The following is a 16,389-nucleotide window of genomic DNA, read 5'->3' as shown; positions in this document are numbered from 1 at the left end:
GTGCGTCCCACCCCGCAGCCCGTCGCCCTGCGCTCGGTGACCCTGGGCGACGGACGCCCCGCCGTCTGCGTGCCGCTGGTCGGGCGCACGGCCGCCGCGCTGGAGGCCACCGCCGTCGAGCTCGCGGCCCTGCCCCGGGGCGTGGTCGACGTCGTCGAGCTCCGCCTCGACTACCTCACCGCCGTCGCCGACCACGACCGCGTGCGGGAGGCCGTGGCCGCGGTGCGGCGGTCGCTGCGCGACGACGTCCCGCTGCTCGCGACCTTCCGCACGAAGCAGGAGGGCGGCGAGCGCGACATCACGCCCGACGCCTACGGTGCGCTGCTCGACGCGGTCGTCGCCCTCGACCCGGCCGAGCGCCCCGACGCGGTCGACGTCGAGATGTACACGCAGCCCGACGTGCGCGAGCACCTCGTCGACGCCGCGCACGGCGCGGGGCTCCGGGTCGTCATGTCGTCGCACGACTTCACGGCGACGCCGCCCCGCGCCGAGATCGTCTCGCGCCTCGTCGAGCAGCAGGAGAACGGCGCCGACGTGGTCAAGCTCGCCGCGATGCCGACGTCGCCCGCCGACGTGCTGACCCTCTTGGCGGCCACCGACGACTTCCGGTCGGGGCCCGGCCTGGTGCCCGCGGTGACGATGTCGATGGGGCCGCTCGGCGCCGTCTCGCGTCTCGCCGGCGAGACGGTCGGCTCGTGCCTGACGTTCGGCGCGGTCGGGGCGACGAGTGCGCCGGGGCAGCTCGACGCACGGGCCCTCGGCGCCGCGCTCGACCTGCTGCACGGGGCCTGACCGGGGCGGGGCGACCGGGGGCGCTGCTGGTCGAGGTGATCGGACCGACCTGCCCCGCGCCTCCCCCAGATCGAGGGTCGACCGCGTGGTCTGCCGCCGCGTCGGGAGAGGCGAGGCCTCCGGCGGACCCGACCTCGGCTCCACCACCGGGAAACGAGCGACGGGCGTCGCTCAACAGGAGTCTCGAGGCCGAGGATCCGCCGGAGTGACCCGAGGTTACCTCGCCGCCCGACCTGTCTCGGCCCGTCGTCCCCCGTCCACCCGGGTGACGCTCAGCCGGGGCTCGGCCCGCCCGAGGGCTGCCCACAGGCCCCGGAGGGGTGAGGAGCGCTCGACGAGATCGTGACGGAGGAGGCGCGGGGTCAGTACCCTTCAGGCACCCGGAGCAGAGGCTCCGGCTCACGAAGGAGAACCCATGAGCATCGGCGGCGGAATCGCCTTGATCGTGATCGGCGCGATCCTCGCGTTCGCTCTCGACTTCCAGGTCGCGGGCATCGACATCCAGCTGATCGGCTACATCCTGATCGCGGCGGGCATCATCGTCACGATCCTCGGGCTCGTCTTCGCGACGCGTCGTCGCCAGGTGACCTCGACCTCGCGCAGCGCGGTCGACCCGGTCAGCGGCGAGCAGGTCACGCGTCGCTCGACGCGCGACGACGGCGGCCCGATCGTCTGATCGACCCCGCACGACCCCTCGACGGGCCGCGTCCCCTCCCGACCCTCGTGGTCGTGGCGGGGTCGCGGCCCGTCGCTCGTGGGGGGAGGCGCGGGCGGGCGCCGAGTGGTCACGAACTGCGCTCCGCAGCGGCCGGGAGCAGCAGTTCGCGACCACTCGCCGGGCGAGGTCGTGCGCCGGGCGGAGACAGGCGGGAGGAGACAGGCGGGAGGCGCGGGGCGGGTAGCGCCGGTCAGCCGACCGTGGAGCGCAGCGTCGACGAGCCGTCGGGCAGGCGTCGCACCTCGATGCGGTCGGCGATGCGCTGCTTGAGCTCGTCGACGTGGCTCACGATGCCGATCACCCGGCCGGAGTCGGAGAGGCGGCCGAGCTCGGTCATCACGGCGTCGAGCGTCTCGGGGTCGAGCGAGCCGAACCCCTCGTCGACGAAGAGCGTGCCGAGCTCGAGGCCGCCCGCCTCCGCCTGGACCACGTCAGCGAGCCCGAGCGCGAGGCTCAGCGAGGCGTAGAAGGTCTCGCCGCCCGAGAAGCTCGCGGGGTCGCGGGTCGTGTCGGTCGACGCGTCGCGGATCGCGAGCGCGAGGCCCGTGCGCCGGGAGCGGGAGCCCTGCTCGCGCTCCTCGGAGGCCTCGAGCACGTATCGACCGCTCGACATCACCCGCAGCCGGGCGTTCGCGGCCGCGACGACGTCGTCGAACCGACGGAGGAGCACGTAGGTGCCGAGCGTCACCCCGCGGACGTTGACGGTGCCGGTGGCGCCCGTGAGGTCGGCCATCCGCACGACGGCCCGCGCCTCCTCGGCGACGGACTCGCCCGCGGCCTCGGCACGTCGGAGCGCGGCGAGTGCCTCGGTCGCGCGTCGGGCCCGGTCGGCGGACCGCCCGGCCGCGTCGGTGGTCGCCGCGAGGTCCACCTCGGCGACGCCGAGAGCCCCCTCCGCGGCCGGGACGCCGACCTCCTCCTCACCGGTGAGGGCGGCGATCGCCGGGTCGGCCAGGCCCGCGCCGACGACGGCCAGCTCGGTGTCGTGCCCCGCGACCCGACGACCGAGGGAGTCGCGCTCCGGGCCGGGCAGGACCGCCGCGGCGGCGGCGTCGGCCGTCGCGAAGCCCGAGGCGGCCAGCGCGTCGGCGAGCTCGACGCGGCGCTGGTCGTGCGCGACCCGGGCGACCTCGGCCGCGCGGAGGGCAGAGACGAGACGATCGGCGAGGTCGGCGCGACGGGTGAGGAGGCCGACGCGGTCGGCGACGGTGCCGGGCGCGCGCTCGGCGTCACCGTCGGCACGCCCGTCGGCGCTCCCCTCGGCCCCGGCCACGGCCTCGGCGACGAGCGCCTCGTCGTCGGCGAGTCGGCGTCGATCGCCCTCGAGCCGCTCGGCGCGGGTGGCTCGGAGCGTGCGGGTCGTCTCGGCCCGGGTGCGCAGCGCGTCCGCCTCGCGGTCGTGGTCGTCCAGCGCCCGCTCCGCGGCCCGGGCGGAGGCCACGGCGGCACGGGCGCGGTCGAGCGCCTGCTCCGCCTCGGTGACGGCCTCCCGGGCCCCGGCCTCGTCGAGGTCGCCGAGCCCCGCCACGGCGACGTCGAGACGGGCACGGGCCGCGGCCGCGGCGGCGGCCGCGTCGCGCTGCCGCTGCCCCGCGGCGCGGGCGGAGAGGGCGGCGGCCTCCACGTCGTCGTCGGTCGGGTGGTCGTCGGTCGGGGCGGCCGGGGCCGGGTGCTCGATCGACCCGCAGACCGGGCACGGCTCTCCGGCCTCGAGCGAGAGCGCGAGCTGGCCGGCCGTGCCGGTGATCTGCCGACGACGGAGCCCGGCCTCGAGGTCGGCGGCGGCCAGCGCCTCCGTCGACCGGTCGGCGAGGAGCTCGTCGAGCCGCGTCGCCTCCTGCCTCAGGGCGTCCGTCGCGAGCACGGCGGCGAGCTGCGCACGGGCGTCGGCGACCCGGCGGGCGACGGCGGGCTCGTCGTCGGCCGACCGCCGGGCGGCATCACGAGCGGTGACCAGGGCGGCCCTCGCGACGGGGTTCTCGGCGAGCTCGGCGTCGAGCGCCGCGAGGTCGACGTCGACCTGCTCGAGCGCTCGGCCCGCGTCGAGCAGCTCGGCACGACGGCCGGGCAGCCCCCGCTCGACGGCGGCGACCCGGCCGAGCACGGCGAGGTCGGAGCGCAGGTCGTCGCGGTGGGCCGCGACGGCGGCGGCCACCTCGGGCAGCGTGGGGGCCTCTCCCCCGTGGCTGTCGAAGCTGTCGAAGCCAGCGGTGCCGTCGGTGCTGTCCGCGCGCTCGGCCGACGACCACGCCCCGGTGACGAGCACCAGCCCGGGCACGGACTCCAGCTCGGGGTCGGCGTCCGTCGCCGCCTCCCGCGCGTCGACCAGCGTCGTGCCCGCCTCCGCGCGCACGGCCTGCGCCGCCCGGAGGCCCCGGGCCGCTCCGGTCACCGTGTCGGCCCGGCCAGCGGCCTCGAGGCGCGACCGGGCCTCGTCGACCGCGACCGCCGCCTCCGTCAGGCGGGCGCTCCGGGCCTGCAGGTCGGCGCGGAGGTCGAGGGACGCCCGCAGACGGCGCTGCTCGTCGAGGCGACGCCGCGCGTCGTCGTGCACCCGTCGAGCCGCGCCCCGCCGCTCGGCGGCCGCGTCGGAGTCGCGGACGAGCGCTGCGAGGACGCCGTCGACGGTGGCCGGGAGACCCTCGGCGCCCTCGGCGGGCTGAGCCCCCGAGTCGCCCGAGTCGCCCCCGGCACCCGCCCCGACCGGGGCGGCCTGCCCGGCGAGGGCCGCCTCCAGCGCCGCTCCGACGACCGGGTCGTCGTCGGCCCCGACCGCCTCGCGCAGCCGGGCGACCGCGAGCTCGACGCCCCGGTCGGCCTCGGCGACGGCCGCGTGGGCCGCGCGCCGCCCCTCGGCCAGGCGGGCCGTCGTCAGCTCGTAGATCTCGGTGCCGAAGAGGGACTGCAGCATGCGCCGGCGGTCTTCCCCCGACGAGCGGAGGAACGCCGCGAACTCGCCCTGGGGCAGCACGACCGTCTGCACGAACTGCTGACGGGTCAGGCCGAGCACCCGGCCGATCTCGTGCCCGACCTCCTGTGTGCTGGTTGACACCACCTCGCCGTCGACCGCGTCGGGCGAGGTCAGGCGGACGAGCGTGGCCGTCGCGTTCGCCGGCGTCGTGCCCGTGCCCCGGCTCTTCGGCCGCTGCCACGCCGGGCTCCGGCGGATGCGGTGCACCCCGGCCGCCGTCTCGAACACGAGCTCGGCGAACGGCTCGACGTGCGCCGCGGCGTGGTGGCTGCGGAGGCGGTCGCGGCTGGCGCCCTCGCCGGCGAGCTGCCCGTAGAGGGCGAAGACGATCGCGTCGATGACGGTCGACTTGCCGGCCCCGGTCGGCCCCTCGAGCAGGAAGGTGCCCGAGGCGCCCAGCGCCGCGAAGTCGATGGAGTGCTCGCCGGCGTAGGGGCCGAGGGCACGCAGGGTCAGCCGGTGCAGGATCACTCGCTGCCCTCGCTCGCCCTCGCGGCCTCGTACGCCGCGCGCACGACGGCGAGCTCGGCGTCGCTGGCCGGGGCCCCCGAGGCGAAGGCGACGAAGTCGGCCGCGACCTCGACGGGGTCGGTCTCGGCCGTCACCACGCGCAGCCGGGGAGAGTCGACGGCGCCGACGGGCGTGTGCAGCACGGCGAGCGCGTGCGGGAACCTCTCCCGGACGCGCGCCCACAGGTGGTCGGGGTGCACGGGGTCGGTCACGCTGACCCGCAGCCAGGCGTCCACGAGGTCGTCGTGCCGGCCGTCGAGCAGATGCTCGAGGGTGTCGGTCACCTCGGCCAGACGGCGCGGCACGGGTGCGGCGACGAGCTCGACCTCCACCGTGCCGTCGGCGGCGAGGTCGACGACGGCCGTCGACTTCACGTGCCCGACCTCGCCGAACGAGAAGGCCAGGGGCGAGCCCGAGTAGCGCAGCACCGGGTGTGACCCGGCGGCGGCGCCCACGCGCTGGGCGCCGTGCAGGTGGCCGAGGGCGACGTAGTCGACGCCGTCGAAGACCGCCGAGGGCACCACGTCGACCCCGCCGACGCGGATGTCGCGCTCGCTCTCGCTCCGCTCGACGACGGCGCCGCCCGCGACGAAGGCGTGCGCGACGACGACCGAGCGGGTGCCGGGCCGCGTCGCCAGGTCGGCCCTGACCCGGTCGAGCGCCGCGCCGACGACGGCCTCGTGCGACCGGGCGAGGGGCCCGTCGGCGCCGTCGGGCGCGAGCGCGTGCCGCACGGTGTCGGGGTCGAGGTAGGGCAGCCCGTAGAAGGCCACGGGCCCGTGCGCGTCGTCGACGACGACCGGCTCGTCGAGCCGGTCGACCCCGGCCAGCACGTGCAGGCCCGGCCGCATCAGCTCGGCGGCGAAGCCCAGCCGCGCGGCGGAGTCGTGGTTGCCCGGCGTCACGACGACGACGGCGAGCTCGCTCAGCCGTCGCAGGGCCGAGCCGAGGAGGCGCACGCTGGGCACCGAGGGCACGGCCCGGTCGTACACGTCGCCCGCCACCACGACCACGTCGACCGCGCGCGCGGCCACGAGGTCGACCAGGTGGTCGACGAAGGCGGCCTGGTGCTCGAGGAGGTCGACGCCGTGCAGGGTCCGCCCCAGGTGCCAGTCGCTCGTGTGCAGGATGCGCACGGGGCCCCTCTCGCTCGCGGTGGTCGTGGCGCCGGCTGTGCTGCCGGACGGTCGTCACTGTATCGACGCCGACCGACACCCGAGGTGCGGCGTGGCCCTGCCTGCGGGGCCGGCACCGCGCCTCCTCGTCGCCCGTCGGCCCCGGGAGGGAGGAACATGGTCGGAGCCCGCGCCGCCCGCACCGACCGAGACGCCCCCGGAGACCCCCGTGACCCTCACCGAGACCGACACGACCGCCCTGCGCGAGGCGGTCGCCGCCCGCCGCGAGGCGATGATCGCCGACCTCGTGGCCTACGCGTCGCTCGAGACCCCCTCCGACGACGTCGACCTGCTCGCCGCCGGGCTCGCCTGGATCGAGGCGTGGCTCGAGCGGACGGCCGGCCCCGCCGCCGCCCGCCGGGTGAACGTCGTCGAGGGCTACGGCGACGCCGTCACGCTCGAGCACCCGTCGCCGACCGGCTCGGCCGAGTGGGTCACCGCGCTCTGCCACTACGACACGGTCTGGGCCGAGGGCACGCTCGCCGAGTGGCCCGTGCAGATCGACGGCGACCGCATGACCGGCCCCGGCGTCTTCGACATGAAGTCCGGGCTCGTGCAGCTCGGGCACTCCCTGGCCGTCTCCGACGCGCTGGGCCTGCCGCGGCCCGGCGTGCGCATCGTGCTGACCGGCGACGAGGAGGTCGGCAGCATCGCGTCGCGCCCCGTGATCGAGGCCGAGGTGAGCCGGGGAGGCGCGGTGCTCGTCTTCGAGTCCGCCGCCGAGGGCGCGGTCAAGACCGCCCGCAAGGGCGTCGGCATCTACGAGGTCGAGACGTTCGGCGTCGAGGTGCACGCCGGGCTCCACCCGCGCGGCGGAGCGAGCGCCATCGACGAGATGGCCCGTCTCGTGCTGCAGCTGCACGGCGAGGCCGACGTCGAGGCCGGCACGTCGCTGAACGTCGGCATCGTGCAGGGCGGCACGCGGACGAACGTCCGGGCCGGGCACGCCCGCGCCATGGTCGACGTGCGGGTCACCCGGGCCGACGAGGCCGCCCGCGTCGAGCGGCTGTTCGCGTCGCTGGCCCCGCACGACCCGCTCGCCCGGGTCGAGGTCACCGGCGGCTGGAACCGCCCCGTGATGGAGCGGTCGGCGGCGACGGGCGCGCTCTACGAACGGGCCGCCGCGGTCGCCGGGCAGCTGGGCTTCGAGCTGCGCGAGGTGTCGGTCGGCGGGGCGAGCGACGGCAACTTCGCGGCCGCGCTCGGCGCCGCCGTGCTCGACGGGGTCGGCGGCGTGGGCGGCGGCGCCCACGCGCGCCACGAGTGGATCAGCCTCGACGGCATGGTGGAGCGCAGCGAGTTCGTCGTGGCGCTGCTCGCCGAGCTGGCGTAGCGCGGCCGGGCGCCCGCACCGGGCGTCAGAGGTCAGCCCTGGCGCGTGTTCCAGCGCGGGTTCGCCTTGTTGATGACGTAGACGCGACCGCGCCGGCGCACCACCTGCGAGCCGGGGACGAGCTTCAGCGCCTTGAGCGAGTTGCGGACCTTCATGGGCTACCTCCGTGTTGTTGAGAATGCTTTTCATCTAGGGTAGCCGCATGAGACACGACCTGCCGAGCCCGCGCCTCCCACGACACCGGGGGGTCACCCTCGTGGCCGGGCAGGAGGAGGCGGCCCTGCAGCACGTCGCCGACACGCTCGCCCGCCCCGACAGCCACCGGCTGGCCCCGGGGCCCGACGTGCACGACGCCGTCGACGAGGTCCACCGTGCCGTGCTCGACCTCGCCCGGAGCGGCGAGCCCGTGGACGTCGCCGTCCAGCTGCGCCCCGGCACCCCGACCCGCTCGACGGCGCTGCTGCTCGGCTCGCTGCTCGACCACGACCTCGGCCGCCCCGACGGGGCGTCGCTGCTGCAGCACGTGGCGTGCGTGGTCAGCGCCGACGACCTCGCCGACCTCGTGCTGCGCGGCACGGACGACCGTTTCGCGGCGGCCGAGCACGTCGTGGAGCTCGTGGAGCACGCGACCCTCGTCGTGCTCACCGACGTGGGCGCGGTGACGGAGCGCGAGCACCGCCTCCTCGCGGCCCTGCTCGGGGTGCTGGCCCCGACCGCGACGGTGCTGCCGATCACGTCGCTGACGGCGGGCTGCCTGCCCACGCCGGGCCGCGCCTCGGCCCTCTCCGGCTCCGCGGGCTGGATGCGGGCCCTCGCCGACGACGCCCCCGACGTCGTCGAGGGCGACCCCGTGTCGACGGTGGTCTACCGCGACGAGCGGCCCTTCCACCCCGAGCGCCTGGCCGTCGCCCTGGAGCAGACGTTCACCCCCGGGCCGGCCGGCACCGTGCTCCGGTCACGGGGCTTCACCCAGTTCGCGACCCGGGCCGACCGGGTCGGCTCCTGGTCGAGCGTCGGCCAGATGCTCAGCCTCGACCCGACGTCACGGCCGTCGTGGCACCCGGAGTCGCCGCACGGCCAGCAGATCGCGTTCTTCGGGCTCGACCTCGACGCCGGACTCGTCCGTCGCGCGCTCGACGAGTGCCTCCTCACGGACGCCGAGCTGCTCGCCGACCCGGCCTCGTGGCGCGACCTGGTCGACCCCTTCCCGACCTGGGACGACGCGACGGGGCGGCCGGGGCACGGTCACGCCCACTGAGCTGGCTCGCCCCGAGGAGCCGAGCCGCCACGGGCTCAGGGCCAGAAGCGGTGCACGACGGCCTGGAGCAGCGAGCCCGACACGTCGCCGAACTCCGTCAGCGTGATCACGACGCCGTCGCGCTCGAAGATCGTCAGCAGCCCGGCGTTCGCCGACGATCCCGCCGTGCCGGGGTGCGAGTACGCGCAGCGCTGCCCGCCGAGCGACTCGGTGCAGGCGAAGCCCTCGAGGCTGAGGTCGTACAGGTACTGGTCGGAGACCTCGGGGGCCACGACGCTGTACTCGACGCTCGTGCCGAGGTCGGAGCCGGGTGACGACCAGAGGCACGCGAGGGCCTCGGCGGCCAGCACGGGCCGCTCGCTCTTCATGACGGCGTCCGCCTCCGCGCGGGGCTCGAGCTCGACGACCGGACGGTCGCCCACCGCGGCCACGGCCTCGGCGGGGGGCAGCACGTCGTCGCACGACGTCGGGAGGGAGGCCGGAGCGGCGACCGCCGCCCCTTCGCCCTCCGAGCTGGGCGTCGGGCTCACCGTGGCCGCCTGGGTCGCCTCGGCCTCGCCGGAGCCGTGGCCCGCCACCGACACCTGACGGTGGGAGGCGGAGGCGGCGCCGTCGGCAGAGGCGCAACCGGCCGCCGAGAGGGCGATGCCGACGACGAGCACGAGGCCGCCGAGGGCACGGGACGACGGTCGCCGACGGGTCGCACCGACGGGTGCGGAGCGGAGCGAGAGCATGGTCCTCCTCAGGGCCGGCGTCGGGCCGCTGCAGGCCGACGGGGAGACCGTAGCGGGCCGTCGTCCGACACCGGGTCGGCGTGACCAGATCGTGACCGGCACGGGCAGGGATCATCCCCGAGGTTGACGGGCGACTTCTCCCCCGCTCACTAGCGTGAGCACCGGGCCCGACCGAGGGCCCGCCGCGAGCGCCAGGGGTGCGCACGGCACCTGCCCGTCGAGGAGAACCACCATGTCGCACGTCCGCCCGCTCACCACCGTCGCGGCCGCCGCCCTCGTCGTGCTCGCCCTGGTCGGCTGCTCGGGGACGCCCGGGGGCGACGCCACGGCGTCGCCGACCCCGACGGCCACGGCCACCGGCGACGCCGCTCCCACGCCGGCCCCGACGCCGACCGCCGAGCCCGACACGACCCCGGCCCCCACGGCGACCGCGGCTCCCGACGCGTCGCCGGTCGTCACCATCCCGACCGACTGCACGCAGATCGTCGACACGGCGACGTACCAGGCGACCATGGGCTCCACGCCGCTGAACCCGGAGGCGTACCCGCGGCGCGACGGCAGCGCCCGTGGCGCCCGCACGCCCGGCGTCCCCGCGGCCGCCGACGCCCCCTTCGTCATCGCCGACACTGCGGCGGAGCTCGACTGCCTCTGGCGCGACCCGGCGGCGGACGTCACCGGCCTGTCGGTGCAGCTGGGCCGTCTCGACGAGGCCACCAGCGCCGCCCTGCTGCAGCAGGCGGAGGCGCGCGGGGCCAGCTGCTCCGAGGCCCACGACGGTCGGCTCTGCCAGCAGACCACCGTCGACGCGATGTACGGCACCGACAGCACCGACACCTACTTCGTGCGAGGCGACCTCTTCATCGCCGTCGGGCAGTCGAACTACCCGACCGACGACCTGCTCGGGTCGATCCTGACGCACCTCTCGAGCTGAGGCGAGTGTGTGTTGATCAACACTTAAGGCTACCTGCGTGGCATAGGTTCCCTTAGGGTTGCATAGGTTCCCTTAGGGTTCATGTCGCGTTCCTCACTCCTTCCTTAGGATACCGGTGAGCCCCGCCAGCAAAAGAGCCGTTAGCAGCCAGCCAAAGGCCCTCACGGCCGCGAGCACGAGGGGCAGCCACGAACTCCCTGTGACTCGCCAAGCGTTTGTCTGACCGGCCGAAATAGCAGGAAGCGCAGTCTCCAAGGCGATGATGCTGGGACGCAATTTTGGATAGCCCTTAGGAACATTCGTCGCCCCTGTGACGTAAACGTTGTCTACCCTGCCGTCTACGACAACCGACATTGTCGATGCATTCGATGCGGTAGGAGTAAAAGAAGCTTGATTACTCGAAACGACTCCGAAGACGACGAGCCATGCAATTACTAACCAGGGAATGACAAGAAGAGGGTAATAACCAAACCCGACTAGCAGTCCGTAGGGAATGCGTATTAGTTTAGATCTCACGGGTGAAGACGCAGTAATTCTAAGCGCCGCGCAAAACTGTAACCAGCGAGCATCCTCAGGGCGACCCGCATCCCGGTACAGCCGTGCAAACTCACGCCAAGGCTGTCCCTGAAACTGCTGCCCCGACCTGCCACTTAAGCTCGATATAGTATCAAGCCAGGCCCGAGCTGCCTTTCGGTCACCCGCGACGAAACCACTCCAACTCGCGATGGAGAGACCCTGAGCGTCAGCAATCCGCGGCAAGACCAACGTGGAGGCGTCTTCGACTTTTAGGTGGCTTATTCTAGCACCACCCAGATCCAACCCCGCTTGGCCCAATATAAGTTGGCCGAGTCGCAAAGTGCTAGTTGTGGCGTCCTGCAACGCGATCGCAACTGGCGAAGCCGTTGTCACCTTTATATCGTTCAGTATCAGACCATTCTCGGAGCGAGAACTCGTCAATTGCAAAGTCCCCGTGAGTTCAAGGTCTTGAAAGACGGCCAAATCAGTAAGTACTGCTGTATTGAAGCTGACTGCGTCACCATCAGGCGCTTCCACGGACGACTCTAGAACACGCAGTTGACCTCTCACACGTGCATTGAGAGCCCTTACTTCACCCGTCAAGGTTGCGTTCCGAATCGTGAAGTCGCCCCCAAAGTCGCAGTCATCGAAGACAAGCGAAAACTGCGAGGATATCTTCAGGTCCTTCAGTTCGACTCGTCGAGCAAACGAGGCACCAATTGCTTGAATACCACCTAAAAGGACACAATCACGCGACAGAAACCCCTCGCGTACTGTCGCTGAATCAAGGATCATTGCCAACGGATCTTGGCTTCGAACCATAACGTTGCGAAGCGAAATTCCCGCACCAACCTCAAGGCTTGAGGCGAATATCTGCCCCTTAAAAGCAGAACTTGAAACACTTAGTCCTCCCCCGAGTTCAGCGCGGGCAAGGGAAAGGGAGATGCCTGCGGGACTGTCTACGACACTTGTTTCGAAGATAAGAGCAGACCCGAGTTGAATAGCATCGAGGAGAAGTGGCCCAAACAGGCTCACACCGGTTAAGTCCAAATCTTGGCCTATTTTGCTTTGACGCAACACAATGGAACAGTCGCGGTTAGTTATGACTGCGCCATCAAGTTCTAAAGATCCAGTTATATCCATGCTAACGGCCCGAAGAGCTCCGGTCATTGTCACATTGTATCCTCGGACTGAGCCCAGTATACGGGCCCTGTCCAGGCAGAGCGCATCTCCATCGAAGTTCTCGATCACAGCATCGTCCATGGATATGATGCCGTTGACTTCAGCCCCTACGGCTCGTACTTCGCCATCAATCTTCGCTCCATTGAGAGTTAGCCCGTGGGCAATTTTTGCGCCATCGAGGACTACACATTCTATGTCGCTGTTAATGACAAGCAAATCAAGACACAATTGACCTTGTATTCTGGATTGGCTGGCCATTACAGGGCCTTGTGACACCGCCTCGATGAGGAGAATGCTCCCTTCGGCGCGAATCGCAAAAAGTCGTAAGCCCATCAGGTGTGAGCCACTAAGGTTGAGCCCCTTCAACGAGGCCCCTGACAATTCTATTTCAGTGTCGAAATGGCACGAAACCATTTCGAGGTTATGCGGGAGCTGCATACCAGCGAGGTCAAGTTTGCCGCGAATATGCATATCTTTTATACGCAATCCTCGAGGGTCACCTGATCCTTGAAATTTAAGTAGAGTAGATCTGATTAGCTTCGCGTCAAGATTATCGTCTTGGCCTTGTGGTTCCAGCCAGTCACCGGTTCGTAAAGCCTCTTCGAGCCCGTGCATATCGACCATAACTCCCCCTTGTAACGACGATAAAAGCGTTCGACGTCGAGACTAGAGGCACAGGCCATGTCTGTCCCTTGTCCAATAGCAAGACACGGCCGGAACCGTCAAAAAGTTGCGACCAGACCCAGGAGGATTCACATCACTGCCCGGGCCAGAGGAACTCCGGGCCCGCGCCGCGCCTCCTACAGGACCGACTTCGGCACGCGGTGGAGCGTCACCGCGCCGACGGCCGCGAACGGGTGCAGCGGGTCGGGCGCGACCGAGCCGGTCGGCCCGCCGAGCCGGGAGTGCCCGACGGCGCTGAGCACCGCGTAGGCGTCGCCGCGAGACCAGCCGTGGTCGTCGACCAGGAAGGAGAAGGCGTCCTCGTAGCCGCGCCGGACGCTCTCCTGCACGGGGTCGCCGAGGCCGACGAAGATCCAGTCGTCGGCGGTCTCGATGCGCGGCGCCCGCAGCCGGGCGCCCTTCACGAGGTCGATCGACACGACGGCCGTGCCCTGCGCCTCGATCGCCACGAACGACGACTCGCCCTCGGCCATGATCGCGTGCACGTCGCCGATCGAGAGGTACGCGCCCTCGACCATCACGGGCAGGTAGACGGTCGAGCCGACGGTGTTCTCGGTCACGTCCATGTTGCCGCCCTGCGGGTAGGCGGGCATGATCGTCGAGTTCTCGCCCTCGGCGGGCGCGGTGCCCATGCAGCCGATCATCGGCCGCGGCGCGAAGACGTGGCGGTCGGTGACGTGCACGCCCTCCGCGTCGATCGGCACGCGACGGGTGAACATCTCGTCGCCCATCACGTGCTGCAGGGCGCCCGAGCCGGGCAGGCTGACCGACCAGCCGTGGTCGACGAGCCGGATGTCGTGCACCGTCACGGCGAGCGCGTCGCCGGGCATCGCGCCCTCGACGAAGACCGGGCCGGTGACGGGGTTGATCGGCACCGACAGCTGCGTCAGGTCGTGGTGGTCGTGCAGCTCGGCGTAGACGGCGTCGCTGGTCTCGAAGCCGATCGTCTCGCCCGTGCCCGGGGTGATGCGCAGCACGGGCTCGACGGCGGCGCTGAAGCCGGGCCGGCCGAGCTCGTTGCCGAGGACGTGGTGGACGCCCGAGGCGCCGGACGAGGCCGACGCCGGCCCGGACCCCGAGGAGTCGCGGTGCGCGTCGCTCACCGCCCGGCCTCCTTCTCGAGGGTGTCCGCCGCCGGGGTCGCCGTGGCGGCCGCTCCCGACCCGTCGCCCTCGTCGACCTGCCCCAGGGTCGGCGCCGCGCCTCCCCGGATCTTGTAGAAGAGGAAGACTCCCGCGCCGACGACGAGCCAGACGAGGCCGCCGATCTTCGCCGCGGGGGCCGCGTTGACGAGCACGTAGCCGATGATCAGGAAGCCGACCACGGGCACGACGAGGTGCAGCAGGTAGTTGCGCGACTTCCCCTTCACGACGTAGTGCCAGATCACCGAGAGGTGCAGCAGCATGAAGCCGAAGAGGGCGCCGAAGTTGACCAGCGACGAGATGACGTCGATCTGGCCGACGAAGAACAGCACGAGGATCGCCGAGAGCACCGAGACGACGAGGATGGCGGCCTGCGGCACCTGGCGCGAGTTGAGGCGCGAGAGCACCGCGGGCAGCTGCCGGTCACGGCTCATCGAGAACAGCAGGCGCGAGGTCGCGGCCTGCGCCGCCATGGCGTTCGCGATGCCGACGGCGAGCACGTTCACGACGAAGAAGGCGGTCATCCAGCCGCTCGACGACGCCTGGGCGACGAGGTCGAAGAAGGCGTTGCCGGCCTCCCCCTCGGGGAAGGAGTCGCGGCCCGCGGCGAGCGCGCTCGCCAGCCAGGTCTGCAGCACGAACAGGAAGGCGACGATGACGAGGGCGATGATCATGGCTCGACCCGCGCCTCCTCGCTTGCCGGTCGACTCCTCGGCGAGGGTCGAGATGCCGTCGAAGCCGAGGAACGACAGCACGGCGATCGAGAGCGCCGACGCGATCAGCGGGCCGGTGACCTTCGACGGGTCCCACACCTGGCTGACGCTGAACTCGGCGCCGGGGATGGTGCCGCCGTTGAGGGCGGTCACGGCGATGATCACGAAGATGACGATGAAGACGACCTCGATGGCGAGGAAGACGCGGTTCATCAGCTTGAGCGAGGTGATGCCGAGCAGGTTCACGGCCGTGTTGATCGCGACGAAGATCAGCGCCCACATCCAGCGGGCGGTGCCGGGGAAGATGCCGACCATCGACTCGGCGGCGAACACGTAGAGCAGCGTCGGCACGAGCAGGTAGTCGAGCAGGATCGCCCAGCCGGCGAAGAAGCCGACCGTGGGGTGGATGCCGCGGCCCACGTACGAGAACACCGACCCCGCGAGGGGGATCGACTTGGCCATCTGCGCGTAGGCGAGGGCGGTGAAGATCATCGCGACGAGGCCCACGAGGTAGACCAGGGGCACGAGGCCCGACGACGCGTTGTAGACGGTGCCGAAGATCGTCCAGGGCGCGATCGGCACCATGAAGATCAGGCCGTAGACGAGCAGGTCGCCGGTCGAGACCGACCGCTTCAGCTCCTGCTTGTAGCCGTACTGCTCGAGCTGCGCCTGCGCGCTCAGCTCGGGGGACTCGGTGCGCTCGGACATGGTGTCTCTCTTCGGGGTGAGGGAGGAACGGTGCGGGGAGGGGGTGGTGGTGGTCAGGCGTCGTGGTCGGCGAAGAAGCCGGCGACGACGCGGCGGAACTCCTCCGGCTGCTCGAGGTGCGTGCAGTGGCTGGCGCCGGGGAAGACGTGGGAGACGGCGCCGTCGATGCCGTCGACGAAGGGCTGCCAGGTGGCCGGCGTCGCCTCGTCGTGCTCGCCCGCGACCACGAGGGTGGGCGCGGTGACGCTCGGCAGGCGGCCGACGATCGTCCAGTCGCGCATCGTGCCGATGACGTGGAACTCGTTCGGGCCGTTCATGGTGTGGTAGACCGTCGGCTCGGCCTCCATCTGCTCCTCGCTGTCGACGAAGTCCCGGGGCATCGGCACCACGCGGCAGACGTGGCGCTCGTAGAAGACCTGGGTCGCGGCGAGGTACTCGGGGTCGCCGGTCGTGCCCGCGCCCTCGTGCCGGAGCAGCGCCTCCTGCACGTCGGCGGGCAGCTGGGCCCGGAGCTCGGCGGCACCGTCGACCCAGAGCTGCATCGAGGCGGGCGAGTTGCAGATGGCCAGGCTGGCGAGGCCGGCGGGCTCGCGCACCGCGATCTCGGCGCCGAGCATGCCGCCCCACGACTGGCCGAGCACGTGGAAGCGCTCGAGCCCGAGGTGCACGACGACGGCCTCGAACTCGTCGACGAAGAGCTGGGGCACCCAGGTCTCGACGGGGGCGTCGGGGCGGTGGCTGCTGCGGCCGCAGCCGAACTGGTCGTAGTGCACCACGGTGCGGCCGGTCTCGTCGGCGAGCGCCGCCAGGTTGCGCAGGTAGTCGTGGGCCATGCCGGGGCCGCCGTGGAGCACGACGAGGGGCAGGGCGCCGGGGCGGGGCTCGTCGGGCGTGGTGACCTGGTACCAGGTGTGGCCGTCACGGAACGGGAGGGTGGCAGCGGTGCTCGTCGACATGCGCGTCAGCATGCACCCGCGAAAGGTCTCACGCCAAGACCTTTCTGCGTGACTTAACCTGGGCGT

General features: G+C 71.7%; 13 protein-coding genes. 5 read left to right on the top strand and 8 right to left on the bottom strand.

All coding sequences use genetic code 11. The features are described 5' to 3' along the window. Together aroD and IFT45_RS15415 are read left to right on the top strand one after the other, a co-directional pair. On the top strand, positions 1–792 hold the full coding sequence (gene aroD, locus IFT45_RS15420) for a type I 3-dehydroquinate dehydratase (protein WP_192129221.1): 792 nt from the start codon (positions 1–3) through the stop codon (positions 790–792). 415 nt (positions 793–1,207) lie between these two features. Continuing rightward, a complete protein-coding gene (locus IFT45_RS15415; protein WP_056051981.1) occupies positions 1,208–1,468 on the top strand; it encodes a DUF6458 family protein in 261 nt (86 codons plus the stop codon). 232 nt (positions 1,469–1,700) lie between these two features. Here IFT45_RS15415 and IFT45_RS15410 read toward each other — a convergent pair whose 3' ends face one another. Then, positions 1,701–4,952, bottom strand: coding sequence for an AAA family ATPase (locus tag IFT45_RS15410; RefSeq protein ID WP_192129219.1), 3,252 nt, complete (start codon positions 4,950–4,952; stop codon positions 1,701–1,703). Beyond that, positions 4,949–6,127 carry an exonuclease SbcCD subunit D C-terminal domain-containing protein gene (locus tag IFT45_RS15405; RefSeq protein ID WP_192129218.1) on the bottom strand — a complete coding sequence of 393 codons (1,179 nt, stop codon included), beginning with the start codon at positions 6,125–6,127 and terminating at the stop codon, positions 4,949–4,951. Before IFT45_RS15405 ends, IFT45_RS15410 begins: the two co-directional genes overlap by 4 nt. A 208-nt stretch (positions 6,128–6,335) precedes the next feature. Here IFT45_RS15405 and IFT45_RS15400 point away from each other — a divergent pair, with 208 nt between their 5' ends. Beyond that, positions 6,336–7,499 (top strand): M20/M25/M40 family metallo-hydrolase, encoded by a 1,164-nt coding sequence (locus IFT45_RS15400; RefSeq protein ID WP_197982493.1) that lies wholly within the window; start codon positions 6,336–6,338, stop codon positions 7,497–7,499. A gap of 32 nt (positions 7,500–7,531) precedes the next feature. Here the strand turns inward: IFT45_RS15400 and ykgO are convergent, their stop codons facing one another. Beyond that, positions 7,532–7,654: a type B 50S ribosomal protein L36 gene (ykgO, locus tag IFT45_RS15395; protein ID WP_056051966.1), complete on the bottom strand. Its 123-nt coding sequence runs from the start codon at positions 7,652–7,654 to the stop codon at positions 7,532–7,534. A 47-nt stretch (positions 7,655–7,701) separates the two neighbouring features. Between ykgO and IFT45_RS15390 the strand changes: the two genes are divergently transcribed. After that, on the top strand, positions 7,702–8,757 hold the full coding sequence (locus IFT45_RS15390; RefSeq protein ID WP_192129217.1) for a GTP-binding protein: 1,056 nt from the start codon (positions 7,702–7,704) through the stop codon (positions 8,755–8,757). A 35-nt stretch (positions 8,758–8,792) separates the two neighbouring features. On the opposite strand, the gene IFT45_RS15385 is transcribed toward IFT45_RS15390, so the two are convergent. Then, complete coding sequence (locus tag IFT45_RS15385; RefSeq protein ID WP_192129216.1) at positions 8,793–9,491, bottom strand: hypothetical protein; 699 nt, start codon at positions 9,489–9,491, stop codon at positions 8,793–8,795. A gap of 232 nt (positions 9,492–9,723) precedes the next feature. On the opposite strand from IFT45_RS15385, the gene IFT45_RS15380 reads away from it, so the two are divergent. Beyond that, entirely contained in the window at positions 9,724–10,422 is a 699-nt protein-coding gene (locus tag IFT45_RS15380; RefSeq protein WP_192129215.1) for a hypothetical protein, read from the top strand. Positions 10,423–10,515: 93 nt separating this feature from the next. Here the strand turns inward: IFT45_RS15380 and IFT45_RS15375 are convergent, their stop codons facing one another. The 4 genes from IFT45_RS15375 to IFT45_RS15360 form a co-directional block, all read right to left on the bottom strand. Further along, a complete protein-coding gene (locus IFT45_RS15375) occupies positions 10,516–12,744 on the bottom strand; it encodes a hypothetical protein (RefSeq protein ID WP_192129213.1) in 2,229 nt (742 codons plus the stop codon). Positions 12,745–12,920: 176 nt separating this feature from the next. Continuing rightward, positions 12,921–13,907, bottom strand: coding sequence for an acetamidase/formamidase family protein (locus IFT45_RS15370; protein WP_192129211.1), 987 nt, complete (start codon positions 13,905–13,907; stop codon positions 12,921–12,923). Continuing rightward, positions 13,904–15,367 (bottom strand): APC family permease, encoded by a 1,464-nt coding sequence (locus IFT45_RS15365; RefSeq protein WP_192129209.1) that lies wholly within the window; start codon positions 15,365–15,367, stop codon positions 13,904–13,906. Before IFT45_RS15365 ends, IFT45_RS15370 begins: the two co-directional genes overlap by 4 nt. Before the next feature lie 53 nt (positions 15,368–15,420). Continuing rightward, on the bottom strand, positions 15,421–16,323 hold the full coding sequence (locus IFT45_RS15360) for a proline iminopeptidase-family hydrolase (RefSeq protein ID WP_244638051.1): 903 nt from the start codon (positions 16,321–16,323) through the stop codon (positions 15,421–15,423). Between the last annotated feature and the right edge of the window lie 66 nt (positions 16,324–16,389).

The sequence above is a fragment of the Frigoribacterium sp. CFBP 13707 genome, assembly GCF_014842245.1.
In the GTDB taxonomy this organism is placed as follows: domain Bacteria; phylum Actinomycetota; class Actinomycetes; order Actinomycetales; family Microbacteriaceae; genus Frigoribacterium; species Frigoribacterium endophyticum.
This window is presented reverse-complemented; position numbering and strand designations above follow the sequence as displayed.